A 26,707-nucleotide genomic window follows, 5' to 3' on the forward strand; every position below is an offset into this window, starting at 1 on the left:
TTCTCGTACGGAGAGTGTGAATCTTTTCTGTTGTGACCAAGGTAACAGCTAAGATATCCACTTTGAAAAGTTTACGAGCATTAAGAATGTCAAAAGTAAATACTCGGTAAGTAAATTGCACTCATATTTTAACTTGGACATATTAAAAGGTCCTTTTTTCTTGAAGATTCGGTTACATGCTACTCCTATTTAACTAATTATTAGGCAGAATTATCGGTGCAATTCTATGGCCAAACCAAACAATCAAAATGGTAATCAATCCATAAGGGAGACTTAAAATCAATTCATCAAATCCAATGATGGTTTCATTGATAAGCCTATAAAACAAATAAAGGGAATAGGGCAACGTAATTGATATGGCTGTACCTACTCCAAGGGCATAGCAACGAAAAAATACGGACTGCCCAAGATGTGTAAAAACATGAAGAAATAATAGTACATTTAAACCCAAAAATATATCATAAATTTGTTGTTCAACTACGAGATAGGAAGCAACGATATAGACAATAAATTGCATAAAGACGGGAATTGAAAATCTTGCTGCGGTCGTTTCTGATAAGTCTTGAAACACCGATTTCATTCTTTTAGGTACCATTGGTTCTAATCTTGCATAGTTCTTTTTAAACCATGACTCAACAAAAATAATTTCCTCAAAATCATGCAATAAAAAAGTAATTGGAAACAGCCATATCAAAGTTTCGAGGCTTATTTTCGAATTGACCCAATCTAACATTCTATGCATCTCTCCTAAATTAATTATTTTCTAAAAGATTAATTAGCATTTCTAAATGAAGTTGTATCGTAATCAAATCCCCATCTCCCATTATATAGTATATATGTATTAAAATGGTTTGGAAAATAACTTTTTTCCTAGAACAAATCTATTAAATATATGCTGAATCGCATCCCGATTTAACTAAAAATCTTGTTAGGTTAGGTTAACAATCTCTCTACGTTACATATCACTACACCTTAAATATTTATTTTTATAATGTAACCGCTTTAATTTTCCTAATATTAAAAAAATATGATATATTCAAGTAAATAAAAAATGGAGTGAGGAAAAATGAAACTGCAAACACACCGAGCATTCAATTTTAATGCTGGTCCATCCGCTTTACCTATTTCCGTCCTGGAGAAAGCTCAGGCGGAATTGATTGATTTTCGTGGTACAGGAATGTCAGTAATGGAGTTAAGCCATCGGAGCCTGGCCTATGAGGAAGTACATAATCAGGCGATTAGCAGCTTAAAGGAACTCCTATCTATCCCGGATACCTATGAAGTTCTATTTCTTCAGGGCGGAGCTAGTCTTCAGTTTTCAATGATCCCTATGAATTTTTTACAAATAGGGAAAAAAGCTGGATATGTTATGACCGGTTCTTGGTCTGAAAAGGCATTCTCCGAAGCAAAATTATTTGGCGATGTTTACCATGCTGCTTCCACAAAAGAAGGCAACTATCGCAGGATTCCAAACGTTGAAAATGTGCAGTATCATACTGGTGATGCTTATTTACATCTTACTTCCAACAATACGATTTTTGGGACACAGTGGAAGGACTTCCCTGAAACCGGGGATGTTCCATTAATAGCAGACATGTCAAGTGATATTCTCTCTAAACCGATTGAGGTCAGCAAGTTTGCCCTCATTTATGCAGGTGCCCAGAAAAATCTCGGCCCATCTGGTGTGACAGTTGTTATTATACGCAAGGATTTACTTGAACAAGCGAACACCAATATCCCAACAATGTTAAAGTACAGTACGCATGCTAAGAACAACTCCTTGTATAACACACCCCCAACCTTTGGCATATACATGCTGGGAGAGGTCCTTACCTGGGCACGTGAAATAGGTGGATTAACTGCAATTGCTGAGCAAAATGACAAAAAAGCAAAACTGATTTATGACGAAATCGATGCTAGTAATGGTTTTTACAGTGGTCATGCTGAACCGGATAGTCGTTCTCTAATGAATATTACCTTTACCGTAAAAACGAAAGATTTAGAAAAGAAATTCTTGGAGCAAGCTAAACAAGAAGGCTTTATAGGGATAAATGGCCATCGTTCCATCGGCGGATGCCGCGTATCAGCTTACAATGCTGTTCCTTTTGAGGCGTGTAAAGCATTCAGGGAGTTTATGATTCAATTCCAAAAGGATCATAGCTAAACTTTTCAAGCCCTAATAATCAACAAAACGGAGGCATTCTTTAAAATGAATTGCCTCCACTTATCTAATGAATTAAGTTAATATTCACCTCATCAGAAAGAACTTTCTCCATTTTCCGTAATTTATCCTTCTTAGCTGTTCCTTCCAAAGCCTTTTCATGGACGTCTAAAAATACTTCTTCCCTATCTTTTAGGTTTTTACAAGCATTATTTATAAACAATTGTGACAAAGGAATATTTCACCTTAAAAAGTTGAAACTAGTTTTATTTTTGTACGTATATTCATTCAAAGATATTTATATATGACGAATGCGAGTTGATATGTTTTGACAAAAGTTGAATCAGCTGATTATTTAAAGAAGGAATTGAAAAAGATAGAAAAATGGGAAAAGAACCAAAAGGGTTTATGGTTTTGGGAGAAAATTGGACGATTGCCATTCGTGTTCCTTGATAAACTAACTCCAAAATTTATTCAAGAAAAAATTGGGCTGATGATTGATGAATTAGGTAGTTTCATACAGACGGGCGGGAAATATTTAATAAGTGAGAAAAGTATTCTAAAAAAGTTTACTTCCAAGGATTCTTCAATGGAACGGAATATCATTAGCCTTAATCAACTAGAGCTGTTACCGATCACCACGATGGATGAGGTTGCAAATGAAATAAGAAACTCTAGAACAAAAATGGCTACTATTCAAGGGGCAACAACAGGGATTGGCGGATTGTTTACCCTGGCTATTGATATCCCACTCCTCCTTGGATTATCACTAAAAGTTTTACAAGAGATTTCCCTATGTTATGGGTATGACCCGAAAGAAAAGTCGGAAAGAATATTCATTGTAAAATGTCTGCAATTTACCTCTTCAGATATTGTTGGGAAAAAGGCTATTTTAGAGGATCTTTCTACATTTAATCAAGACAAGCAGAACGAACAAATGATTTCTCAATTGCAAGGATGGCGTGAAGTTGTTACTACTTTTCGAGATAATTTAGGCTGGAAAAAACTTTTTCAAATTATCCCAATTACTGGAATCATTTTTGGTGCATTCATAAATAGATCATCAATTGGCGATGTTGCCGAAACAGGAATGATGCTATACCGAAAACGGAGAATAATAGAGAGGATAAATCAATTGGAAAAACTGCAGGCATAATCAGGACATAAGAATGAATGCTCCATCGCTATATCAAAAGGCATGTACGGAATGAATTGTACATGCCTTTCGTTAGCTTTTTTACAAAAAAAGAGCGATTAATAGTTCATCATCTAGAACCTAACGTGATTTTGTTTAATACTATTAACTTACTTTTTATTTTCCGTCCACAACTTCCTTCAATATTTGATACGATCGTTTTTGTTTTTCAAGATCGTAAATATATGATACGGCCATTAGTTCATCTACGTTGTATTTTTCTTGAAAACTAGTCAATTGTTGTCTAACTGTATCTTTGCTTCCCATCAGCGTCACATTGGACATTGATGTGGCCATTTCTTTTTCCATAGGATTCCATATCTCATCCATATTCTCAACAGGCGGAAGCAACTGATTCCTCGAACCACGTACCACATTCAGGAAAAATTGCTGCATCGTTGTTGATAACCATTTTGCCTCTTCATCGGTTTCCGATGCAATCACATTTAAACATACCATCATATATGGCTCTTCCAAATACTCAGATGGCTGGAAGCGGTCACGATAAATAGAAATCGCTTCTTCCATATACCTCGGTGCAAAGTGGGAAGCAAATACATATGGCAGACCTAATCTTGCTGCTAAGTAAGCTGAATCGGTAGACGAACCGAGGATATAGATTGGAATATACGTACCAACACCAGGATAGGCTCTTACATAACTTTGCTGATCTTCCGGGCCAAAATAAGTGAGCAAGGCATTAACATCATCTGGAAATGTATAAACAGAATCATTTTTCGAACGTCTTAAGGCGTTTGCGGTCATCATGTCTGTACCAGGCGCACGGCCTAGCCCCAGGTCGACACGATTTGGATAAATTGTGGCCATCGTTCCGAATTGTTCGGCCACTACTAATGGGGAATGGTTAGGCAGCATGATACCGCCGGACCCAACACGAATGTGATTGGTATGATCTAAAGTATGCTTGATTAAAATAGAAGTAGCAGAACTGACAAGTGTTGGAGTATTATGATGCTCTGCAATCCAATATCGTTGATATCCCATTTTTTCGACCACTTTTGCAAGATCCACCATGGCATCAATCGCTTGTTTTGGACCCTGGCCCTTGCGGATTGGGGCTAGATTTAAGACAGAAACAGGAATATGAATAGTTGCCATTTTTGCATTTGTCCTTTCTTTTTTGATATTCACTATTCCTATAGTAACAATTGGTATGCAAGAATCACATTTATCTGCCCATGGTGGAATCATACTAACATTTGGATATGTTGATTTTTTGGTCGCAATATCCCTATTGTACAGCTTTTTCTCGCTAGCTCTCTTTGAGGCGGGCTCCAATAACCCCTTTTTATTGGATACCTTTCTCTCATTAATTTATTTCTACTGAGTTCTTCTCCTGTTCCAACCAAAAAGAGGAGGCATATTCCCCCTCTTTAATACAACCATTATCCTGTCTTCTCGACGATCACCCAAATGCTATTTACCCTTTTTATTATTTGACTGCTGAATAGAGACATGTTTAGGGAGTTTTGGATATGACCCCTTTCCCGAATCATCAGGGCCAGTAAGGATATTTCTTTGATCTAGAACCTTCCCAGTAAACTCAATTGGATTTCTTCTTTCCATAGTTTTCCTCCAAATAATAAGGTTTGTTGTGCTTTTTCCTTAGCTTTTCTTTCCTTGATTTTTCATCCGCAGCTCTGCTTCACTCATCTTTATGTTGTTCCTAGGTTTACTTTTTCTTAGTGCCTTATTTAATTCTGCTGTGGCAGGATCGTTAGTTTTACCCCTTTGATCCATTTCTAACTCTCCTTTCATGGCTGCTTTTTGGGCTGCAATCACGTTTAGTATTGATAACTTTTTAATTTTTTATGTTGTCCATCGCTAGATTCAGTATGTTCGGAGGTTTTTTTGATAACATGGCTGTAATTTTTATAAAAATAAACATTTTAACCTTTGACATAGTAATAAAAATGATGTAAATTAGCAAATGTACGAACAATTATATATTATTATTCTCAAATATTCGTGTTTAGGGGTGCGATTCATGGAAAATGTGTTTGATTATGAAGATATTCAATTGATTCCAGCAAAATGTATAGTTAATAGCCGATCTGAGTGTGATACATCCGTAACCTTAGGCGGTCATACTTTTAAATTGCCTGTAGTACCTGCAAATATGCAAACGATTATCGACGAAAAGCTCTCTATATACTTAGCGGAAAATGGTTACTTCTATGTCATGCATCGTTTTGAACCAGAGAAGCGACTTTCTTTTATTAAAGATATGAAATCACGTGGATTGTTCGCCTCTATTAGCGTGGGTGTCAAAGAGGAAGAATATCAATTTATCCAACAATTAGCAGAGGAACAGCTTACACCGGAATTCATTACGATTGACATCGCACATGGTCATTCCAATGCAGTAATTGAGATGATTAAGCATATCAAGCAGCATTTACCTCAAAGCTTTGTTATTGCTGGAAATGTCGGAACACCAGAAGCTGTAAGAGAATTGGAACATGCTGGTGCAGATGCGACAAAAGTAGGCATTGGACCTGGAAAGGTATGTATTACTAAGATTAAGACTGGCTTTGGAACTGGCGGCTGGCAATTAGCTGCATTGCGCTGGTGTGCAAAGGCAGCAAGTAAGCCTGTTATTGCTGACGGTGGTATTCGGACACATGGTGATATTGCTAAATCTGTCAGATTTGGGGCAAGGATGGTCATGATTGGCTCATTATTTGCTGGCCATGAAGAATCTCCAGGAGAAACCATTGAGAAAGACGGCAAACTTTTTAAAGAATACTTCGGTTCCGCTTCAGAATTTCAAAAAGGCGAAAAGAAAAATGTAGAAGGTAAAAAAATGTATGTCGAGTACAGGGGATCATTAATCGATACTTTGACAGAAATGGAACAAGATCTTCAATCATCGATTTCTTATGCCGGTGGAAACAAGTTAGAAGCAATCCGCAATGTAGATTATGTCGTTGTGAAAAATTCCATTTTTAACGGTGATAAGATTTATTAATGGTCTATTTTGAAAAATTATTCGGTGGGTGAGCAAGATTATTCAATTCTTGCTCATCTTTTTTATTTAGGAGTACTCTTCTACCCCATCATATCCATTGACAGTTAAAAGGAAGCATGATACAATTTATCTCGAATTAAAGATATTTTAATTAAAGGAAATCACCCAATCAAAATACCTTATTTTTATAAGTTTAAGTCAAATAATAGGATGTCCTAATTTCTTGAGTAGTGAACATGCATAAACTGATAATAATATGGATATGCACAAAATGAAGTACATTGGAGGGTATAAAATGAACGGTTTAAAAGGAATTCACCATGTTACAGCAATAACTAGCAGCGCAGAAAAGAATTATGAATTTTTTACTTATGTATTAGGGATGCGTTTGGTAAAGAAAACGGTAAATCAAGATGACATCCAAACGTATCATTTATTTTTTGCTGATGATGCGGGCAGTCCGGGTACAGATATGACATTCTTCGATTTTCCCGGCATTCCTAAAGGGGTACATGGGACGAATCAAATATCAAAAACGTCCTTCCGCGTACCAAGTGATGCCGCCATTGAGTATTGGTTAAAGCGTTTTGATCGGTTAGAAATTAAGCATACAGGTATCAAAGAACTTTTTGGCAAAAAGACGCTTTCTTTTGTTGATTTTGATGACCAACAGTACCAATTAATTTCAGATGAACACAATAATGGTATTGTGAGCGGTATACCATGGAAAAAAGGACCAATTCCATTAGAATATGCAATTACTGGTTTAGGCCCCCTCTTTGTTCGCGTGGCTAACTTTGATTATTTTAAAGAAATGATGGTAAAAGTACTCTTATTTGACGAAATCGCCCAAGAAGGCTCATTTCATTTATTTGAAGTTGGTAAAGGTGGTAACGGTGCCCAAGTAGTTGTCGAATACAATGCCATTCTCCCACAAGCACAACAAGGATTTGGTACCGTTCACCACGCGGCCTTCCGTGTTGAAGACCGTACGGTTTTGGAAGATTGGATGAAACGGATAGAAGGCTTTGGATTCGGTACCTCCGGTTTTATCGATCGCTACTTTTTCGGGTCGTTGTACGTAAGAGTTGCTCCACAAATCTTATTTGAATTTGCTACAGATGGCCCTGGATTTATGGGAGATGAACCCTATGAAACACTTGGAGAAAAATTATCTTTACCACCATTTTTAGAACCAAAACGAAGTCAAATTGAAAATTTTGTTCGCCCGATTGATACTGTGAGGAGTACAAAGGAATTTGTAAAAGAATACAATTAAACATTCAACATCAGGCGGGGCTATTTGCCCTGTTTTTTTATCTTATCAGAATTTATATCACTGAACTTTGAGAATTGTCCAGCTCCAGCGCCCAACGGCTAGTAGACTTCGCTCTTCTCCCTACGATAAGTCAACATCGAATCGCTATCGCTCTTCGTGTTTCCTTTATCTCAGTCGAAGCGCTCTAGTCTATACGCCGCAGAACGGGCGCTTGCGCTTTTCTTATTTGAACAGCTAAGAGTACCTTTCCCCCATTTTTCTTAGTTAGGACAGGAAAACGGTAAATCTGATATAGTAGTTTAATAGAAACATATAGAAAGGAAATAAGGAACAAAATGAAATGTATCTTAATTGATTTAGACTGAACGTTACTTAACTCAGAGCATGACATTTCAGAAGAAAAGGTTAATTAACTATTACTTTATAAATTATTTTACTAATCTAATAAACCAAATAAATGTTAAATAAGGATGATACCTCTTGAAAAAACGAATTGTGTTATCTTGGAGTGGCGGAAAAGATTGTTGTTTAGCCTTGGATACTCTTATTAAGCAAGGATATGAGATTGTTTCCTTACTTACAACCGTACCTACAGAACTTGGTCGAACTTTTGGTCATGGAGAACGAACAGAAATGATAAAATTACAAGGAGAAGCACTATCTATTCCTGTTTATTTTATCGAATGCTCCTACGAAGACTATACCGATCAATTTGTACAAACTATCCAATTTTTAAAAAATCAAGAAAGAATCACCGGTATCGCCTATGGAGATTTATACTTAGAAGGACACCGTGAATGGGGTGAAAAAGTTGCTGACGCCGCTAGTGTTGAGGCTATCTATCCGCTTTGGATGGAAAAGGAAGCGTCAATTCAAGCACTTGAAACCTATGTTCGCTCTGGCTATGAAGCAGTTGTTATTCGAGTACGAGAAGATGTATTGGATGAATCCTGGCTCGGCAGGATTATCAATGAATCATTCTTACAAGATGTACAAAAGACAACGATTTGCCCAATGGGAGAATCAGGTGAATATCATTCCTTTGTATTTGACGGACCTCTTTTTTCAAAAAGGATTCAATTGGAGCAAGGGGAAGTATTTCAGCTTGAAACTACCAAGAAACTGGAGTTTAAGGGTTATCGTCTTGTAGAAAGTAGTAAGTAGAGATACGGAATGAGCTTAGAGAACATTTCTCTAAGCTCATTTTTCCTGTTATTTAAGATGTTTCTAGTATAACTATGGTTCCAGGATTTAACTTTACCTCCTCATTTCTGTCCTCATGAAAAGTTCTTGAGGTTTAGTATATTTATTTAATTAACCCTTCTTTTTGTAAAAATTTCTTGGCAACTTCTTTGGCGCTTTTACCGTTTACATTTACTTGATAATTCATCTCACGCATTTGATTGTCAGTGATTTTTCCAGCAAGCTTATTCAAAGCTGCCTTGATTTCCGGATATTGTTGAACCGTTTCCTTCCTTAATAAAGGTGCACCTTGATATGGAGGAAAAAGATGCTGATCATCCTCTAAAACAGAAAGATTATATTGTCTTAATTCACTATCTGTTGAGTACGCATCGACTAAGTTAATATCCCCTGATTTAATCGCATTGTAACGGAGTTTCGGTTCCATAGTTTTAACGTTATCAAATGTGATTCCATAAAGTTTTTGAATCCCGCGATATCCATCCTCTCGATCAGCAAACTCCAAGGTAAAACCTGCCTTTACGCTGTCCTTCATTTTATACAAATCAGAAATCGTCCTCAAAGCTTCCTTTTCAGCTAACGACTTAGGGACTGCCAATGCATACGTATTGTTGTAACTCATTGGTTCCAACATTTCCAGATTATATTTTTTTAACAAGCCAGTCCGTGCTTGGTCATACACCTGTCTTCTGTCCGTACTTACTGCCGTCTCTTTTAAAAATTCCGAAATGGCCGTTCCAGTAAATTCAGGGTACACATCAATACTACCAGACTTTAAAGCATTGAAAACAAACGAAGTTTTCCCAAGTCCTGGTTTAAGTTCAACACTTAGGTTTGTATCTTCCTCGATTAGCAGTTTATACATATTAATCAATATTTCCGGTTCTGAACCAAGTTTCCCGCCAATGACAATTTTTTTCTGGTCATGATTTATAATGGACGGAATGGCGATAATCAGGATTGCAGCAGAAGCCATTACACCAAAAGTAATCAATGATTTTTTGAAAGATACTCGTTCAAATTGCCTCAAGAATACGTCAATAAGAATGGCAAGAACTGCTGCTGGAATAGCTCCAAGAACAATCAGGGATGAATTATTTCTGTCAATCCCAAGAAGGATAATGTCTCCTAATCCTCCAGCGCCAATTAGCGCAGCTAACGTTGCTGTTCCTATTATTAAAACCATGGCCGTTCGTATTCCCGCCATTATTACGGGAGTGGCTAGGGGGAGTTCTACCTTTAATAATCTTTGTCTTCTGTTCATCCCCATCGCTCTTGCTGCTTCAATTAGCGAGGGATCTACCTCTTTGATTCCTGTATATGTATTTCTAAGGATCGGTAGCAATGCATAAATCACTAATGCAATGACCGCGGGTACTTTTCCAATGCCAAACAAAGGAATTAACAGGCCTAAAAGGGCTAATGATGGAATCGTTTGAAGGATGGCGGTAATGCCGATAATCCCCTCTGCAATCTTTTGCTTTTTTGTCAAATAGATTCCGAGGGGAATAGCAATTAGTATTGCAAAAAACAAAGCAATAAGGGAGAGTTCTATATGCTCAAGCAAGGCACTCCACAATTGCGATTGTCTTTCTTTGAAAACATCTGCAAATTTATCCATTGCCTTGACCTCCTTCCTGCAAACCATCTGCCATAAACTTTAATGCTGTTTGTCTTGTTATTGTACCGATTATTTGACCTTCTTTTTCCACTGACAATTGTTCATGCTCAGTTAACAATATAAGGGCCTCTCTTAACAAAGCTGATGCTGGAATTGTTACGGCAGAAGGTGACGGGCATTGGGTGGTTATAAGTTGATCGATGATGTTTTCTAACTGGACATTCTCCTTTACTGTAACTGATTGCGTTCCCACAAAATCTCGGACAAAATCATTGACCGGCCTATTGATAATTTCTTTAGGTGTCCCTACTTGAACAATTTCTCCATCCTTCATGAGGCAAATTCGGTCTCCAAGCTTGATTGCCTCCTGCATATCATGGGTAACGAAAATAATCGTTTTATTAATTTTTCGCTGTAGTTCAAGGATGTCATCCTGTAATTTTTCTCTGCTAATTGGGTCAAGCGCACTGAATGGTTCGTCCATTAGCAAAATTCCGGGATCCGAGGCTAGTGCACGTATCACACCAACTCTTTGCTGTTGGCCGCCAGATAACTCTTTTGGTTTTCGGCCTCGATATTTTTCCGGCGGTAAACCCACCATTTCCATCAATTCATCAGTTCTCTGCCGAATCTTCTCATTGCTCCATTTTTTCAATTCAGGGACAATCGCAATATTTTCTTCTATCGTCATATGGGGAAATAGCGCAATTTGCTGGAGAACATATCCCATGTTCCAGCGGAGCTCGTGGATGTTATAGTCACTAATTTTTTTATCATCGACAAAAATGGTACCGTCAGATAATTCAATTAGTCGGTTCATCATTTTGAGAAGCGTGGTTTTCCCACAGCCGCTTGGTCCAATGATGACAAAAAACTCCCCCTCCTTTATTTCCAAATTAATGGACCTAATAGCACTGGTGCCATCTTGGTATCGCTTTGTTACCTTTTCAAAGCGGATCATTCTCTCACTCCTCATTCAATCTTGTTATACTGGATTTCATCACCTTTCACAGGAAATTTATTCTTGTTACTAAGATAACAGGGAAGTAGTCGTTGAGTAAAAGAAAACGTATTCCGATGAGGTCATGTAGCCAAGCAAAATTAAGAATTGTCCTTCCATCTACTGTTCCAGTAAAAAAAGTGCTAGGCACCTTTCATTTTTTGGCGGTTACCTGGCACTTTTTTGTTCTCATGAACACCCCATGAGGGTGTAGTTAAAGATTGTTTAAGAATTCTCTAACTTGATCTGGTGTTTTTGCGTTGGCACTATGTAAGTGAGCCAATTTTTCACCATTTTTAAATACCAATAAAGAAGGTATTCCCATTACATTTTGTTCCTCAGAAATTTCCGGAAATTCATCGCGGTCAATTTTCATCCATTGTTTGTTTTGATTCTCCTCGATAATTTCATCTATGAACAACTCTAATCGTTTGCAGTCCGGACACCATGTAGTTGTAAAAATACCCACAGTTAGTTCATCTTTTGTGATTTGCTCACGGTATTCTTGCTCTGTTTTTACTTGTTTCATGCTCTTTCTCCCCTAATTCATTGTATAGTATAAAGCTCTGTCTTAGATTAAAATCATTTTAGATAGAAAGCAAGGAATTAAACCTTCTTTTGAAAAAAACTTATTACTTTTTCGATTTTGCACCATTAATAAAAACCACTTTGTTAAATACCGAAAATACCTATAATGATATTCGGGCTATATTTCTAAATTGATTTACTTTGCTCAAATTTTCTTTTGATAATAGCTGATTGACATCCAAAACATCCTCTCCTTTTATTTCTTCTTATATTCGTTCCCACCGTTTGAGATTGCCTTTTGTTAGGTACATTTTTTTTAGGACTTTAACATAAAGGGAGATATTTTACATTCCGAATTTTTTCAACCATTATTTAAAAATAATTTTGACAATTTTGTGAACAAGAGGAATAATATATAAAAAGGGGTTGAGAAATATGGAGTTAAATGCAAAAATCTTGAATACTGTAAAGGTTTCCGGCGTCATTTTACTAACAATTGGAGTTTTAACTTTTTTCTATAGTTCCTTTGTAAACGGTTACAGCAATTTAACTGGCATTTCCATTGGGATTATTATGGGGGCCGTTTTCATCTTTCTCATGGGAGTATTTTTCGTCGCAACAGAAGAAATGCTGAAAACAGCAGAAAAAGGAGTTCAATTAGCACCGACTAAAAAAAAATAGGAGCGTCATGACAATTGACGCTCCTTTTCGTTTCCCTATTAAATGTAACCCCAAATCATAGACAATAATGTACCGAATACTGTAACCAAAGCGATAATGAGTCCGTAATAGATGTTCGTGTAGATGGCTCCCCTGTCCTCCGTTTCACCTGCGTGCATGAAAATTACCAGCTGTACGGCTGCTTGAATAAAGGCAGTTACAAGGAGAATGGTCATGCCAGTTGTAATAGACATGTCTAAAAAATAAACAGCCAGTGCTATGGTAGTAAGGAGTAATGAAAAGACAAAACCCATCACCTGCTTCATCGGGAATAACTCTTTCATGTTTACATCATTCCTTTCAGGTAGACGAAGCTGAAAATAAAGATCCAAACTACATCTAAGAAATGCCAGTAAAGCGAGAAAATAAATGATTTATTGGCTGTTTCAGGGGTCAACCCGCGCTTTTTTACTTGCAAAATGATAAATAATCCCCAAAATAAGCCAAATGTTACGTGCGCTCCATGCGTCCCTAATGTAGTTAAAAGAATCGCTGTAAATGCACTGGTTTGAAGTCCTGCACCAATGTGTACATAATGAACAAACTCAAATATTTCAAAACCTAAGAACCCAAGACCTAAGATGAGTGTAATAGTAAAGAATGCTAGCATCGCTTTCTTATTGCCTAACCGCATCGCGTGGATTCCAAGACCTATGGTAAAACTACTTGTTAATAACAAAATTGTTTCAATTAAAACGGGAGTAATTTCGAAAATCTCTGCGCCGGTCGGGCCGCTTCCCGTACGGTCCACTAATGTAAAATAGGCTGAAAAAAGTGTTGCAAAAAGCATAATTTCCGCACCAAGGAAAATCCAAAAGCCCAATATTTTATTACTATTTTCTTCGGTACTATATTCAAGCGGCAGCGAGTTATCAATTTTCATTTCTTAAGCACCTCGCAAATTATTTTCTGTCTCTTCGATTTCTGCTACGGTAATGTAATGGCCATGATCTTTCTCAAATGAACGGTATGCCATACAAACGAAAATTCCGATGGTTGTTAGAATAAGCGGAATCCATAGGCTGAATACAAAGGAGAATCCCCAAACGAAAAAGATACAACTCAATATGAACGGTACACCGCTGTTATTTGGCATATGAATTTTTTCATATTCACCTTGGAATAACTCATGACCATGTTTCTTCGCATCCCAGAATGCTTCAGATGATTTCACTTGCGGCAAAATGGCGAAATTATATTCAGGTACCGGAGTATGTGTTGCCCATTCTAAAGAACGTGCATCCCATGGATCAGAAGAAATATCCCTTGAAGCGTAGCGTGTGCTGTAGTAGATGTTGTATACGATTAACGCAAAACCTACAGCTAGTCCAGCAGCTCCGATAAACGAAACCATATTCCATGGTCCAAATCCAGTTGATTCAGAGTAAGTGTACATCCGACGTGCCTGCCCATCTAAGCCTGAGAAAAACATTGGGACGAATGCAAGAAGAGTGCTTGTGGCAATGATCCATGCCGACAATTTCCCAATTTTTTCATTCAGCATGAATCCAAACATTTTTGGCCAATAGAACGTAAGGCCAGCAAGCATGGCAAATACGACACCAGGAATAATAACCATATGGAAGTGAGCGACTAAGAACATTGTGTTATGGTACTGATAGTCCGCAGCAGACATACCAAGCATAACCCCTGTTACTCCGCCAATCGTGAAGGTTGGAATAAATAATAAAGAATACAGCATTGGAGTAGTAATCTCTATTTTTCCTTTCCAAAGCGTGAACAGCCAGTTAAACAGTTTGACCCCTGTCGGCACAGCAATCGCCATAGTGGTAATCGAGAAGATACTATTAGTCAGTGCCCCTTGACCCATTGTAAAGAAATGGTGTGTCCAGACTAAGAATGAGAGAAGTGAAATAATCACCATAGAGCCAACCATTGATTTATACCCATAGAGATTTCTACGAGCAAACGTCGAGATGACTTCACTATAAATCCCGAATGCCGGCAAAATTAAGATATATACCTCAGGATGTCCCCAAACCCAGAAGAAGTTTGCCCAAAGCATATCCATACCGCCATTAGTTGTTGTAAAGAAGTGAGTTCCAAACAAACGATCCATTGTTCCCATTGCCAGTAAAACTGTTAATACTGGGAATGCGAAAACGATGATCGCATTTGTTACTAAAGAAGCCCAGGTGAACATTGGCATTTTCATCAATTTCATCCCAGGTGCTCTCATTTTGAGAATCGTCGTGATAAAATTTATCCCTGTCATTAATGTCCCAAGACCAGCAATCTGAATTGCAATCATATAATAATTCGATCCTACTGATTCACTAAATTCAGTTCCTGCCAGAGGGAAATACGATGTCCAGCCTGCATCAGGTGACCCGCCGATAACGAAAGAAATATTAAATAGCATTGCGCCCATGAAGAATAACCAGAAACTAAGGGCATTTAAGCGTGGAAACGCTACATCACGTGCCCCAATTTGTAATGGCACAACAAAGTTCATCAAAGCCATAATGAATGGCATTGCCATAAAGATGATCATAACAATTCCGTGTGTTGTGAAAATTTCATTATAATGCTGGGCATCAAGCAGCTTATTATCAGGTACAGCCAGCTGCGCCCGCATCATAATCGCGTCTACCCCACCGCGGAATAACATTAAAAGAGCAGATATTAAATACATAATTCCGATCCGTTTATGATCAACGGTCGTTAACCATTCCCGCCATAGATAACCCCATTTTTTAAAATAGGTTAAGCCGGCAATAATGGCGATAACAGTTAGTCCAATGGCAACCATCGATGCGTAAATTGCAGGACTTGCATGTGGTATGGCAAAACGATCAAAGAAATCCATCTAATTATAACTCCTTTCCAGAGATATATTACTTATCAGCTATAACTAGTAATTATTAAACTCGAAAATTATTATTGGTGATGATGTTCTGATTCAGAACTAGTTTCACTAGAATTATCATGCTTTTCCGCTTTAGAAGAATGACTTGACCCATGGTTATGTCCACCATTTTCCCCTTCTGGCGGCGGCAAAAATTCTAAATGCGTCCCAGTGTATGTGGACTGCCCCAAGTGGCCTGGTTCCAAAAGTTTAGCAAATTTTTCTTCTGTAAGTGGTTTAGCAGTTTTCTTAACCTCTTTGACCCAATCATCAAATTTATCTTCAGACATAGCTTTGACATTGAATGTATTTTCAGCAAAGCCCTTTCCACTAAAGTTTGCATTTCGGCCCATGTATTCACCTGGAACATCTGCCGCTAAGTGAAGTGTGTTGACCATGTCAGACATTGCGTATTTTTGTCCTCCAAGCTGTGGAATCCAGAAACTGGTGATTGGTCCATATGAATAAAGTTTAAATTCAATTGGACGATCTGTTGGAATATACAAATAATTAACCGTTTCTATATTTTCTTCAGGATAACTAAAATGCCATTTCCAATTTGAAGAGGAAGCGTAAATAATTAATGGTTCTTTATCTCCGTATCCCTTCGGGGTGGCCTCAACTATATTGTTACTTTGAACAGACACTATTGAAAGGAAAATTACAATTAATACTGGAATTCCAACACAAATCGTTTCAACCCAAATATTTCCTTCAATGTGAGGAGGTTCATAATCTTTGCTTTGTTTAGAAGCACGGTATTTTGTTAACATAAATATCAGAATAGCAAAAACAACAAGGACTATGAACGACATAATTCCGATAGACAACATGATGTCCTTGGCTTGTGTTTCAGCTTGCGGCCCTTTTGGATCCAAGACCATTAACGGTTCGCAACCTGTTAGCACAGTGGCTATAGTAAAAATAAACGTCAATAAAACCCATTTCATTATTTTTTTATTCCCCTTTCTATTATTCTAGAAAACCAATAGCATTTTTAATTAAGCAACCCTGTGATTAAAATCACACCTTTGCTATATCTTAATATCTAATCAGAGGAAAAGACACACATTCGTAGAATATGTCACTGAATGTTCATAATCCCTTTTTCAATAGAGAAATATAGAGCAAATCATTGGCTTTTTGGATGAGGATTTACTATTATATATGGTTTCGGTGTACAGCTACACCTCGAATATGGTTGAAATTAACAATCTATAGAAAAAAATAGGAATATAATTTTATATACATATGGGATCAAAGCTTTAGAATAACGACGAATCAAAGTTTGGATTTTAAGTAATCAAATGAAAATTTTTTTAATATATTAGAATAACAAAAGGTACTTCACATTCTATGGTACCTTTTTGATAGTGTATATAATAATACTTAGAAATCAGGTAAAATGGAGTAGGTGAAATTCTCTAGTTCAGTTAATCTTTTTAAAAGTAAAATGATTAACCCCTGATAGAGTCTATTTGCAGCCAACCTTCAAAAATAATGGTGATATTCTTTTTCGAAAATATTTGTTATAATAAAGTGTCTTTAACATTATTGAGGGGGAACTATATTTCAATGTCAGTCGAAGTAGGCAGTAAAGTACAAGGTAAAGTAACAGGTATCACTAATTTTGGAGCATTCGTAGAATTACCGGATGGCTCAACAGGCCTAGTGCATATTAGTGAGGTTGCAGACAGCTATGTAAAAGATGTGAATGATCATCTCAAAGTAGGAGACCAAGTCGAAGTAAAAGTAATTAGTGAGAAGGACGGAAAAACTGCCTTATCCATCAAAAAAGCGATCGAAAGACCTGAGGGACAAACCTCTTCTTATTCACAACGCCCACCACGTCAAGGAAGGTCAGATAACCGTTCTAAAGACTTTCGTTCAAAGGGTAATTTCAAACCGAAGGAAAGTTTTGAAGATAAAATGAATAAGTTTTTGAAGTCAAGTGAAGAGAATTTATCAAGCCTTAAGCGTAACACCGAGTCAAAACGTGGCGGCCGAGGCGGAAGACGCGGATAACTACTGCGTTTTATAGATCTCAATATAAATTTAGGCAAGCCTATATAAACAGGCTTGCCTTTTACGTTAGGATTAAACGTTTTAAAAAAATTTTACCATGTGAATCAATGCTGTATGGAACTCATTCATCATTATTTTGGCAGACCTCTAAGCGGATAAATCTGATATAGTAGTCTATAAGATTGTATGGAAAGGAATTATCACAAACTATGAAATGCTTATCTATTGATTTAGACGGTACGCTATTAAACTCAGAACATGAAATTTCGGAAGAGAATGTAAAAGCCTTAAACGAACTTCAAGATCAAGGTCATTGCCTAATTTTGAACACTGGTCGTGCTTACGCAGATGTGATTAAATTAAAGGCGATTCAAAATATGGAGGTTCCTATTTTTTGTGTCAATGGTTCTGTCTTATACTCAAAAACTAGAGAGTTGCTGTTTGAAGCGACTTTATCTATTACAACTTATAAGGAAATATTCTCAATTTTAAAGGGATTAGGTGTGGGAATTCTCGTTTATACAAATCATGGCGGCTTTCCTTCGACCTTGCCCCCATTACATGGGAAAACGAATCAAGAACTTGTACGCCTTTTTCAAGAATTCAATTATGATGAAATTCTTGAAAAAGACAATCTAAAAATCTATAAACTTATTGCTTTGGTTCACCCTGATAACCAAGAAAAAATAGCTGAAGTGAAAGCTGTATTAGCTGATAAATTTGCTATTTCAATGGCTTCCTCTTTCCCAAATAATATGGAAATTACTTCAAGCGAAGCCCATAAAGGTAAGGCTTTATTACGTTTTCAGGATATGATGAATCTAACCTTTGATGAAATTATTGCTTTTGGAGACGGTGGCAACGACCTTGCCCAATTTGAAGTAGCGACAACATCAGTAGCGATGGAAAACGCACCGCTCCATGTCAAGCAAAAAGCCGATATCATCACGAAGAGCAATGATGAAGATGGTTTTGCCTATGCTGTTCGTCATCTATTATCATTACTAAAAAATGAAGTGGAAATGCCGGCAAATTAACAAATTAGCCGTTTGCATCAGATACCTGGTATTTGGCAAACTAGATTTACTGAAATGAATAAGTCGATGATGAAAGCTTTCACAATAGTGTGGAGGCTTTTTCTTTTAATATGGTGTCATTTCCTTTCTTTTAATCTTATCTTCTTAACTGTTTAAACTATAAAAAAAAACATCTTCACATTGAATAAAAATTCATATAAAATAATTTTCATGCTACAAAGAGGAGGAATTTTCGTTGGAGTCATCACGAGGTACTTTAAAACGATCGCTTGGTGTAGTCCCCATAGTATTTTTGGGATTGGCCTATATGTCACCATTTGCGGTTTTCGATACATTTGGGGTTGTATCAAATGAAACACATGGGCATGTCCCGGCCTCATACATTTTAATTACAATTGCAATATTATTTACTGCATTGAGCTATGGAAAAATGGTAAAAATTTTTCCTGAAGCAGGATCCGCCTATACATACACAAAGAAAACGATGAATCCGCAACTTGGTTTCTTGGTCGGCTGGTCGGCATTGCTAGATTACTTGTTTTTACCGATGATCAATGCTTTGTTAGCAGGAATCTATTTATCAGCAAGCTTTCCAAGTGTTCCTGCCTGGGTTTGGATCCTTGGGTTAATATTAACTATCACGATCATGAACATTTCCGGAGTCAAAATTGCTGTGAATGCCAATATGCTATTTGTTCTATTTCAATTACTTGTCGCCATATTATTTGTTGTTTTAACCATTCGTACAATCAACGGTGATGTAAATTCAGGATTCACATTAAATCCTTTCTATTCAGAAGATATCAAACTAAGTCTATTATTTTCGGGTGCTTCGATTTTAGCACTTTCCTTTCTTGGCTTTGATGCAGTCACCACTTTAGCTGAGGAGACCATCAGTCCTGAAAAGAATATCCCAAAAGGCATCTTTTTAATTGCCTTGATTGGCGGTATTTTTTTCATCATAGTGACGTATTTCATGCAAAGTCTATATCCAGACGTCTCTGTATTCACTGATATCGAAGGGGCCTCACCTGAAATTGCGAAGCATATAGGAGGCATCCTCTTTCAATCTATTTTTACAAGTGGTGCCCTTGTGTCCGTTCTAGCATCTGGGCTTGCCTCTCAAATGAGTGCATCGAGGTTAATGTATGCGATGGGAAGAGATGGTGTTCTACCAAGAAAATGGTTCGGTTACCTTGATAAAAAAACGCAAACACCAATTTTCAATCTAATCTTTATCGGTCTATTATCACTAAGTGCACTATTTTTGGATTTGGTTGTTGCAACATCGCTAATTAATTTTGGAGCGTTTACCGCTTTTTCATTTGTGAACCTTTCTGTTATTATGTATTATGTTAAAAATAAACAAAGGATGAAACGAACCAGTTTCATTGGATATGTAATTTTTCCTATTATCGGACTTGTCTTCTTGTTTTATCTATGGTTCAGTCTCGATCAATTAGCCATCCTTTTTGGACTATCCTGGTTTACCATTGGGTTTGGCGTGCTTCTTTGGATTACAAAAGGATTTAAGGTTATGCCGCCTGAATATCAATTTGTCGAGAATAATTAAATTTTTTCATAGAAAAACGAGCCCCCAAAATAGGTTAGGCTCGTTTTTTTTATATAAGCATTAGATATGTAATTGGGCACTCAGCTAATACTTTGTTAACAGCTTCATGATTTCTTTTTTTCGATGTTTATCTTTTATTCTCGTTAAATCAAGAGCAACTTCAAACCCTTTATGTTTAGACCTTAAAACTTCTCTAACCGCATTTTTGATACTTGCTTCATCGTCCGTAACGACGATTACACTCCGCAGCATCGCCTTTCTCCCCCTAATTGGTTGGTTAAAATTTAAACAATGAATTTGCTTCCCATTTATCTCGTAACATGCCCTTCTAATAGAATCATAGTATTCTCTATTCTATATATTATTTAGCTTGATTAATTGCTTTGCTTTGAAAATAGGCTTTCACTGAATCGTTGATGAATGCCACACTAATGGCTGTTAATACAAAAAAGAGAATAGGTACCAAAATTATCCATTGGTCTGAAAATAGATAGCTAATGCTGTCACCAATGACCCCAGACCATTCATACGAAATCGACCGTGGCGGATCAATTGCATCGCCATAGGCAATGAATGAACCACCAAAGAAAAGTTTCAAAAAACCAAGATGAGCCAAAAGCTGCAGTGATTGAATAAATTGTTGACCAAAAAGCAAAATCCACTTTTCATAAACATGTGGAACGATATGTTTGAAAAAGATGCTAGTCTTACTTGCCCCAAGTATTTTTGTTGCCTCAATAAATGGTTCTTTTTCTACTTGTCTCATTTCACCTGAAAGCTGAATCGTGAGGTTCGGGATAGCAATGATTACCAAAATAATCGTTTCAAATAATGCCCGTTGCCAAAAAGGATTTGGAAACCCATCAATCGGCATCCACAACACACTATAGAGGATAAAAAACGCAATAATGGTTTGTGGAACGACTGAAAATGGTTCAAAAATGCTTTTCAAAACGGAGTATACTCTTGGTTTTAATGAATAGATAAGGGCGCTCAAAATGATCGATAAAACCATCCTTAGAATGGATACAATGAGGGTAATACCAATGGTGTATTTTGCCCCGGCTATCATCATCTGCCCAAGACTATATCCTAATCTATCAGACCCAAGTAGAAATACCGTAAATGGTGGGTATGGAGGTGCATTCAAGAGATTTCCACTTTTATCTGTATTAAACATTACCTGTTCTATTTCCCCGTTATTTATGATACTCCAGGTAAAAAGAGTGACCAGAAATAGAACACTAACAACAAATCTTTTTCTCTTTAGTAAAAAAATAGCCATCTACCCAATATCCTTTCTGTTGTCAAAGCTGATCCATTCATATATTCGATAAAGAATAAAAAATGGAACAAAGATCAAAATGCAGCCGATAATAAATGGATCTTTGCCGGTTAACATTACTCGGAGCAAGCCATTCATATTAAACAAGTAATCAACGACCAATAATGTTGAAAGCATCGACCAGAAAATAGTTTTTGAGGTTCCGAACATCCCATCAGCGATATTTCTAAGAACATGGAGATTTAATATATAGGGGAAAGATAAACCTTTTGCTTTAGCTAAGGTAATATACTGTTTCTCCAATTCTTCTTCAATGTAATGAATAATGACTTTTGTTATGTAAAAGCTAATCGGTATACTTAAGCTAATAACCGGTAACAAAACAGCCTTTTCCCTAATCGAAACAACTTGAGCCAGCTTGATTCCGGTTTTTTGATAAATCAAAATGACTACCAATTGTAATAACAGAATAAACATTAAATCCGGGATTGATTCTGCTAACTCAAGTACATATTTAATTACTTTTATTCTTTTTCGAAACACGATAAGTGATAGATATGAAATGAGAAAAGCAATCAAACAAGCTGTTACGATACCTAAACCAAGTATTTTCATAGACTCAAAATACCGATCGAAAATAAACGGAAATAACGAATTAGCGCCATCCGCTGTAAAAAAATCTCCTAAAGTAAAGACCTTTACATTTAACTCCATGATGGCATGAAAATATTCCTTTAAATGAATGGTTAAGTTCGCAAATAATACAGGAAAGGCAGCGATCAGGATAAGCACTTCCACACCGATGATACACTGCAATAATAGGGATCCAAGTTTTTTTACCACGTTCATAGGTACATCCTCTTCATAATAATAATAAGTGTTTTTTTAATAAAATAAATAGGCAGTAAATTAATTATACCTATTTCTCTCTCATTTGGCTATTGTTTCCTGAAAATATCCCATTTACTGGATCCTACTAGGAGACCTTACTCTTAATTTTTTCATAGAAACAGGCTCCCATAACCTCTATAGGAACCCTTTCTTTCATTTTTTTCATAGAAATAGGCTCCTATATTCTTTATAGGAACCCTTTCTCTCATTTTTTTATAGAAACAGGCTCCTATAATCTTTATTGGAACCCTTTCTCTCATTTTTTTATAGAAACAGGCTCCTATAACCTCTATTGGATCCCTATTTTTTATTTTTTTCATAGAAACTGGATCCTATTATCTCTATCGGATCCCTTTCTCTCATTTTTTCATAGAAAAGGGCTCGTATACCGTTAAAAGTATCTTTTCTAAAAGAGATGATGTATATTTAAATTCATTAAAGAAGGAATCAGCAGTGCGCCCCAGATTAAGGTAATTAATGCCGCAAAAATCATGGCTAGAGATGAAAATGTAGCTTCTGTTTTTCCATATTCCATCGCTTTATTTGTTCCAACACCATGAGCGCCCATTCCAAGAGCGAGCCCTTTGGCAATGGGTGTTTTAATGGACAGTGATTTAATCACAGTTGGGCCGACGACACCGCCAACAATACCTGTGATAATCACGAAAACAGTCGTCAAAGTAGGCAGACCGCCGATTTCTTTCGACACCTCAATTGCAATCGGGGTTGTAATGGACCTTGGTAGGATAGAAATAATAAAGTCATATTGTAAGTGTAGCAATTTTGACAAACCATAGGATGAAAAAATCGCTACCAACGTTCCAAATGTGATACTGATAATGATGGTACCAATATATTTTTTTATAATGGCCAAATTCTTATAGATCGGTACTGCAAAAGCAACCGTAGCCGGTCCGAGCAAATGGGTCAGCCATTTGGTATCGTTCATGTATTGATTAGCTGAAACATTCGTAACTGAAATCAGGATAATTAAAAGGATTGGTGCTAGCAATAATGGATGAAAAAGTGAAATGCTCCATTTTCCATATGCCATTTTTGAAAAACGGTAAATGAGATACGTTACAATGCAAAATACAATCATCATCAATGCAGTTCACCCCTTTTCCTTCCGGTTATTTTTTCCGCAATCAGCGCCGTCATCCCCATAACAATGACAGTGCTTATCCCAATTAACACAACAATCTCGGCTCCCTGGATGCTAAGAATTTCATCATAATTCACTATCCCTACTGCTGACGGGATAAAGAAAAGCAACAATTCTGCCAACAGCCAATTAGCACCCTTCTCCACCCACTCCAGCTTTATGATTTTAAAGTAAAGTGCCAGAAAAAGGAGAAATAATCCGAACATCGATGCTGGTATTGGGAGAGGAAATACTTCTTTTAGCGCCGCTCCTAAAAATAAAAACACATGTAAAAATAATACTTGTATAATAATTACTCCAAGTTTCATCGAAAATAATCCTTTCTATTTGCAAAAAAGGAGTAAATGTCCTCTCTTTTGCCTCACGAAATTAACTATAGAGTAATGGTACGCTGATTTTCGTTATTCGTAAAATACATATTCAGAATGATTTTCATAACTAAAAGTTATAATGGCTCTTTCAAGATAAAATCTATAAATGTCCTTCCGGCATTGGAGATATAACGATCTTTCTTTGTAAGGACTGCCAGCCTCCAAAGGATCTCTTGCTTGAGATCGATGACCTTAATATCCGTGTTTACCACCCTGTTGCATATAGATTGGGGAAGAATCGTAATTCCAAGGTTTGCTGCCACCATTTCAGTCATCAAATCCCATTGAGAGCTTTTAAACAAGATTTTCGGCACAAAACCAGCGGAAATGAAATGATTTCTCATAATTTGATACAGTGCGAATTCTTCATGATAAAAAATAAACTCCTCATTCATTAATTCCTTTATATCAACTACCTTCCTTCTGGCTAAGTGATGTTCCTTGTAGACTAACAGCTTCATATCCTCCTCAACAATGGGATATACATTAAATTGCTGTTCATCAAGTGGCAGTACCGCTACACCAAGCTCAAATTCACCTTCCTCAACACTCTTTACGACCCTTGCACCACCATACTCGGTAATATTCAGTTCTATATTGGGGTAAGCATGATGAAACTTAGCCATTACCTTTGGGAAAAATAAACTTCCGATAAAAGGAGGAAGCCCAATATTGATCTGCCCCCTTGCTAGGTTTGTCATGTCATTTAAAGTAGTTTTCATTTCATCAAGCAGGCCGATTATCTTCTGGGCATAATCTACTACCACCTCACCTGCATCTGTTAAATCACTCGTCTTATTGGTGCGAATAATCAGAGTCATGCCAAGCTCTTCCTCTAATGCCATGATGGACTTGCTCAAAGCCGGCTGAGAAATATGCATATTTTCTGCAGCTTTTGTAATGCTTTTATGCTTGGCAGCCTCTATGAGAAATTGTAATTGTCTTAATTCCAAATCAATACACCTCTAAAAATTCATTTTTAGTTTACATAACATTTTTATAGTATACTTCATTTGTAAATGATGAAAAAACATCCCCACCAATGTGGAGATGTTAAATGGTCCCTTCAGTTTTGTCCTTTAGTCTAAGGGCATTAATATTCTGCACACGAACGATTAGTCCGGTAATCAAAATGGTGAGTAATACTGGAAGCAGCCATCCAAGCCCATCATTATAAAGGGGCAAGGTCTTTTCATAAAATGAAATAATCGATTTTAACCATCCAAAATATTCGATTTCAAGCATCTGGCAGAATGTTTTTAAGCCATCGATCAGACTAATCATAAATGTAACGGTGGTGGCTGCTACGTATACGAACCGCGAATGATTAAAAAGCTTTGATAAAAATGTCAACAGCATTAATGCCACTGCCAATGGATATAACAACATTAGCACTGGAATCGAGAAATGAATGATATTCGATAATCCAAAGTTCGCAACCACGAAAGATACTAGTGAAAAGAAAACAACCCACATTTTGTAACTTAATTTAGGAAATAGAGTATGGAAGTATTCTCCGCAAGCCGTCATCAATCCGATACTCGTCGTTAAACAGGCAAGAATGATAATAATCGTTAACATAACTGTTCCTAACGATCCAAAATAATAAGATGCTGCCTTTCCGAGGACTGGTCCCCCCGTTTCAAACAGACCAAACGTTTCTGTGCTCGTTGCCCCTAAATAGGCAATGCCAACATAAATAACTCCTAGAAAGATAATTGCGACAATTCCGGATTTAGCCGATGCCGAAAGGATTCCGCGAGTAGATGTTACACCCATCGAACGAATCGCATTTATGACAATAATCCCAAATACAAGTGACGCGAGGGCGTCCATCGTGTTATAGCCTTCGAGTAACCCCTTCATGAACGCCCCGTTTGCATAAGACTCTTGTGGTGCTCCAATTGATCCAATTGGTTTTACAACTACCATAACTAATAAAACTAAAAGGAGAATGATAATTCCAGGAGATAGTATTTTTCCTACATTGTCAACGATTTTAGCTGGATTTAAAGAAAACCACAATGTGACTAGAAAGAAAACAATTGTAAAAAGAATTAATCCAACTTGTCCAAAGGCATTACCAACAAACGGTGCTATCCCAATATCATAGGCAACGGCTCCCGTTCTAGGTGCTGCAAAAAATGGGCCTATTGTTAAATAAAGTAATGAAGTAAAGATCACTCCATATATTGGATGAATCCGGCCTGCAAGCTCTTGTAAATTCTTACTTCCAGAAACACCTATTGCCAAAATCCCAAGGAATGGCAGACCAATACCAGTTATCAAGAATCCTCCAATCGCCATCCAAATGTTCGATCCTGCTTTTTGACCCAATCCTGCAGGAAAAATTAAGTTCCCTGCACCAAAAAATAAAGCAAACAACATAATTCCTATAATGAAATACCTTGAAAAAGGTAATTTTTTTTCCATATAAGCTGCCCCACCCTGAAATAAATATTTTGATAGTAGAAATGTACCATCCTTAATTGAACTTGTCCGTGACTAATAATACTATTCTTACGAAAGAAATTCAACCTATTTTAGGGATTATTTAGACAATTTCGAAATGACAAATGTTTACTGTTTTTTCAAGAAAAACAAGGTTTATCATAAAAGCAAAATAAAATGTAGATATTACCATAATATTATTTTAGAAAAGTAAAATAATCAACCCCGATTGGCTTGACCTTTTATATCGAAACGGAATTTGAAGTGGCTGATGATACTCTCATAGTTGATGTGTATACCCAAGGGGAAAACCCTCACCTTTCAGAAGTAGTACAATATAA

29 protein-coding genes are annotated in these 26,707 nt (G+C 36.9%); 9 read left to right on the forward strand and 20 right to left on the reverse strand.

All coding sequences use genetic code 11. The features are described 5' to 3' along the window. Positions 1–193 precede the first annotated feature (193 nt). Positions 194–733 (reverse strand): HXXEE domain-containing protein, encoded by a 540-nt coding sequence (locus QNH20_RS15195; protein ID WP_283918841.1) that lies wholly within the window; start codon positions 731–733, stop codon positions 194–196. Positions 734–1,066: 333 nt separating this feature from the next. Here QNH20_RS15195 and serC point away from each other — a divergent pair, with 333 nt between their 5' ends. Next, positions 1,067–2,164 carry a 3-phosphoserine/phosphohydroxythreonine transaminase gene (gene serC, locus QNH20_RS15200; RefSeq protein ID WP_283918842.1) on the forward strand — a complete coding sequence of 366 codons (1,098 nt, stop codon included), beginning with the start codon at positions 1,067–1,069 and terminating at the stop codon, positions 2,162–2,164. 64 nt (positions 2,165–2,228) lie between these two features. On the opposite strand, the gene QNH20_RS15205 is transcribed toward serC, so the two are convergent. Next, on the reverse strand, positions 2,229–2,393 hold the full coding sequence (locus tag QNH20_RS15205; protein ID WP_283918843.1) for a hypothetical protein: 165 nt from the start codon (positions 2,391–2,393) through the stop codon (positions 2,229–2,231). A 96-nt stretch (positions 2,394–2,489) separates the two neighbouring features. Between QNH20_RS15205 and QNH20_RS15210 the strand changes: the two genes are divergently transcribed. Beyond that, positions 2,490–3,317 carry an EcsC family protein gene (locus QNH20_RS15210; protein WP_283918844.1) on the forward strand — a complete coding sequence of 276 codons (828 nt, stop codon included), beginning with the start codon at positions 2,490–2,492 and terminating at the stop codon, positions 3,315–3,317. Positions 3,318–3,473: 156 nt separating this feature from the next. Here the strand turns inward: QNH20_RS15210 and QNH20_RS15215 are convergent, their stop codons facing one another. The 3 genes from QNH20_RS15215 to QNH20_RS15225 form a co-directional block, all read right to left on the reverse strand. Beyond that, positions 3,474–4,475 carry an LLM class flavin-dependent oxidoreductase gene (locus tag QNH20_RS15215; protein ID WP_283918845.1) on the reverse strand — a complete coding sequence of 334 codons (1,002 nt, stop codon included), beginning with the start codon at positions 4,473–4,475 and terminating at the stop codon, positions 3,474–3,476. 318 nt (positions 4,476–4,793) lie between these two features. Then, positions 4,794–4,943, reverse strand: a complete 150-nt coding sequence (locus QNH20_RS15220; RefSeq protein WP_283918846.1) for a hypothetical protein — start codon at positions 4,941–4,943, stop codon at positions 4,794–4,796. A 39-nt stretch (positions 4,944–4,982) separates the two neighbouring features. Continuing rightward, entirely contained in the window at positions 4,983–5,117 is a 135-nt protein-coding gene (locus tag QNH20_RS15225; protein ID WP_283918847.1) for a hypothetical protein, read from the reverse strand. A gap of 247 nt (positions 5,118–5,364) precedes the next feature. Here QNH20_RS15225 and guaC point away from each other — a divergent pair, with 247 nt between their 5' ends. The 3 genes from guaC to QNH20_RS15240 all read left to right on the forward strand — a co-directional run bounded on the left by guaC (position 5,365) and on the right by QNH20_RS15240 (position 8,791). Then, positions 5,365–6,348 (forward strand): GMP reductase, encoded by a 984-nt coding sequence (gene guaC, locus QNH20_RS15230; RefSeq protein WP_283918848.1) that lies wholly within the window; start codon positions 5,365–5,367, stop codon positions 6,346–6,348. A gap of 295 nt (positions 6,349–6,643) precedes the next feature. After that, positions 6,644–7,627 carry a ring-cleaving dioxygenase gene (locus QNH20_RS15235; protein WP_283918849.1) on the forward strand — a complete coding sequence of 328 codons (984 nt, stop codon included), beginning with the start codon at positions 6,644–6,646 and terminating at the stop codon, positions 7,625–7,627. Positions 7,628–8,107: 480 nt separating this feature from the next. Continuing rightward, complete coding sequence (locus QNH20_RS15240; RefSeq protein ID WP_283918850.1) at positions 8,108–8,791, forward strand: Dph6-related ATP pyrophosphatase; 684 nt, start codon at positions 8,108–8,110, stop codon at positions 8,789–8,791. A 142-nt stretch (positions 8,792–8,933) separates the two neighbouring features. On the opposite strand, the gene opuFB is transcribed toward QNH20_RS15240, so the two are convergent. The 3 genes from opuFB to QNH20_RS15255 all read right to left on the reverse strand — a co-directional run bounded on the left by opuFB (position 8,934) and on the right by QNH20_RS15255 (position 11,980). Continuing rightward, a complete protein-coding gene (gene opuFB / locus QNH20_RS15245) occupies positions 8,934–10,451 on the reverse strand; it encodes an osmoprotectant update ABC transporter permease/substrate-binding subunit OpuFB (protein WP_283918851.1) in 1,518 nt (505 codons plus the stop codon). Continuing rightward, on the reverse strand, positions 10,444–11,412 hold the full coding sequence (locus QNH20_RS15250) for an ABC transporter ATP-binding protein (protein WP_283918852.1): 969 nt from the start codon (positions 11,410–11,412) through the stop codon (positions 10,444–10,446). The genes opuFB and QNH20_RS15250 overlap by 8 nt, the downstream gene beginning before the upstream one ends. A 253-nt stretch (positions 11,413–11,665) precedes the next feature. Further along, positions 11,666–11,980 (reverse strand): thioredoxin family protein, encoded by a 315-nt coding sequence (locus tag QNH20_RS15255; protein ID WP_283918853.1) that lies wholly within the window; start codon positions 11,978–11,980, stop codon positions 11,666–11,668. A 434-nt stretch (positions 11,981–12,414) separates the two neighbouring features. Between QNH20_RS15255 and QNH20_RS15260 the strand changes: the two genes are divergently transcribed. Beyond that, a complete protein-coding gene (locus tag QNH20_RS15260; RefSeq protein ID WP_283918854.1) occupies positions 12,415–12,660 on the forward strand; it encodes a hypothetical protein in 246 nt (81 codons plus the stop codon). A gap of 38 nt (positions 12,661–12,698) precedes the next feature. Here the strand turns inward: QNH20_RS15260 and qoxD are convergent, their stop codons facing one another. From qoxD to qoxA, 4 genes are all read right to left on the reverse strand, one after another. Further along, complete coding sequence (qoxD, locus tag QNH20_RS15265) at positions 12,699–12,983, reverse strand: cytochrome aa3 quinol oxidase subunit IV (protein ID WP_283918855.1); 285 nt, start codon at positions 12,981–12,983, stop codon at positions 12,699–12,701. A gap of 2 nt (positions 12,984–12,985) precedes the next feature. Next, positions 12,986–13,582 (reverse strand): cytochrome aa3 quinol oxidase subunit III, encoded by a 597-nt coding sequence (gene qoxC, locus QNH20_RS15270; protein ID WP_283918856.1) that lies wholly within the window; start codon positions 13,580–13,582, stop codon positions 12,986–12,988. Positions 13,583–13,585: 3 nt separating this feature from the next. After that, a complete protein-coding gene (gene qoxB / locus QNH20_RS15275; protein WP_283918857.1) occupies positions 13,586–15,529 on the reverse strand; it encodes a cytochrome aa3 quinol oxidase subunit I in 1,944 nt (647 codons plus the stop codon). A 71-nt stretch (positions 15,530–15,600) separates the two neighbouring features. Next, entirely contained in the window at positions 15,601–16,518 is a 918-nt protein-coding gene (qoxA, locus tag QNH20_RS15280) for a cytochrome aa3 quinol oxidase subunit II (protein WP_283918858.1), read from the reverse strand. A 625-nt stretch (positions 16,519–17,143) separates the two neighbouring features. Between qoxA and QNH20_RS15285 the strand changes: the two genes are divergently transcribed. The 3 genes from QNH20_RS15285 to QNH20_RS15295 all read left to right on the forward strand — a co-directional run bounded on the left by QNH20_RS15285 (position 17,144) and on the right by QNH20_RS15295 (position 20,203). After that, on the forward strand, positions 17,144–17,593 hold the full coding sequence (locus QNH20_RS15285; protein WP_283918859.1) for a S1 domain-containing RNA-binding protein: 450 nt from the start codon (positions 17,144–17,146) through the stop codon (positions 17,591–17,593). Between the two features lie 209 nt (positions 17,594–17,802). Next, positions 17,803–18,630, forward strand: coding sequence for a Cof-type HAD-IIB family hydrolase (locus QNH20_RS15290; RefSeq protein WP_283918860.1), 828 nt, complete (start codon positions 17,803–17,805; stop codon positions 18,628–18,630). A gap of 235 nt (positions 18,631–18,865) precedes the next feature. Next, complete coding sequence (locus QNH20_RS15295; RefSeq protein ID WP_283918861.1) at positions 18,866–20,203, forward strand: APC family permease; 1,338 nt, start codon at positions 18,866–18,868, stop codon at positions 20,201–20,203. A gap of 84 nt (positions 20,204–20,287) precedes the next feature. On the opposite strand, the gene QNH20_RS15300 is transcribed toward QNH20_RS15295, so the two are convergent. From QNH20_RS15300 to brnQ, 8 genes are all read right to left on the reverse strand, one after another. Beyond that, entirely contained in the window at positions 20,288–20,455 is a 168-nt protein-coding gene (locus tag QNH20_RS15300) for a hypothetical protein (protein WP_283918862.1), read from the reverse strand. A 109-nt stretch (positions 20,456–20,564) separates the two neighbouring features. Further along, positions 20,565–21,488, reverse strand: a complete 924-nt coding sequence (locus tag QNH20_RS15305; protein WP_283918863.1) for an ABC transporter permease subunit — start codon at positions 21,486–21,488, stop codon at positions 20,565–20,567. Continuing rightward, positions 21,489–22,337: an ABC transporter permease subunit gene (locus QNH20_RS15310; RefSeq protein ID WP_283918864.1), complete on the reverse strand. Its 849-nt coding sequence runs from the start codon at positions 22,335–22,337 to the stop codon at positions 21,489–21,491. It abuts the gene before it with no gap. Between the two features lie 152 nt (positions 22,338–22,489). Then, positions 22,490–22,699 carry a hypothetical protein gene (locus QNH20_RS15315; RefSeq protein WP_283918865.1) on the reverse strand — a complete coding sequence of 70 codons (210 nt, stop codon included), beginning with the start codon at positions 22,697–22,699 and terminating at the stop codon, positions 22,490–22,492. Positions 22,700–22,785: 86 nt separating this feature from the next. Continuing rightward, positions 22,786–23,484: an LrgB family protein gene (locus QNH20_RS15320; protein WP_283923421.1), complete on the reverse strand. Its 699-nt coding sequence runs from the start codon at positions 23,482–23,484 to the stop codon at positions 22,786–22,788. Then, positions 23,484–23,852: a CidA/LrgA family protein gene (locus QNH20_RS15325; protein WP_283918866.1), complete on the reverse strand. Its 369-nt coding sequence runs from the start codon at positions 23,850–23,852 to the stop codon at positions 23,484–23,486. The genes QNH20_RS15320 and QNH20_RS15325 overlap by 1 nt, the downstream gene beginning before the upstream one ends. 137 nt (positions 23,853–23,989) lie before the next feature. After that, entirely contained in the window at positions 23,990–24,868 is an 879-nt protein-coding gene (locus tag QNH20_RS15330; protein WP_283918867.1) for a LysR family transcriptional regulator, read from the reverse strand. A gap of 100 nt (positions 24,869–24,968) precedes the next feature. After that, on the reverse strand, positions 24,969–26,348 hold the full coding sequence (gene brnQ / locus QNH20_RS15335; protein WP_283918868.1) for a branched-chain amino acid transport system II carrier protein: 1,380 nt from the start codon (positions 26,346–26,348) through the stop codon (positions 24,969–24,971). Positions 26,349–26,707: the final 359 nt, after the last annotated feature.

Source organism: Neobacillus sp. WH10, assembly GCF_030123405.1.
Classification (GTDB): domain Bacteria; phylum Bacillota; class Bacilli; order Bacillales; family Cytobacillaceae; genus Neobacillus.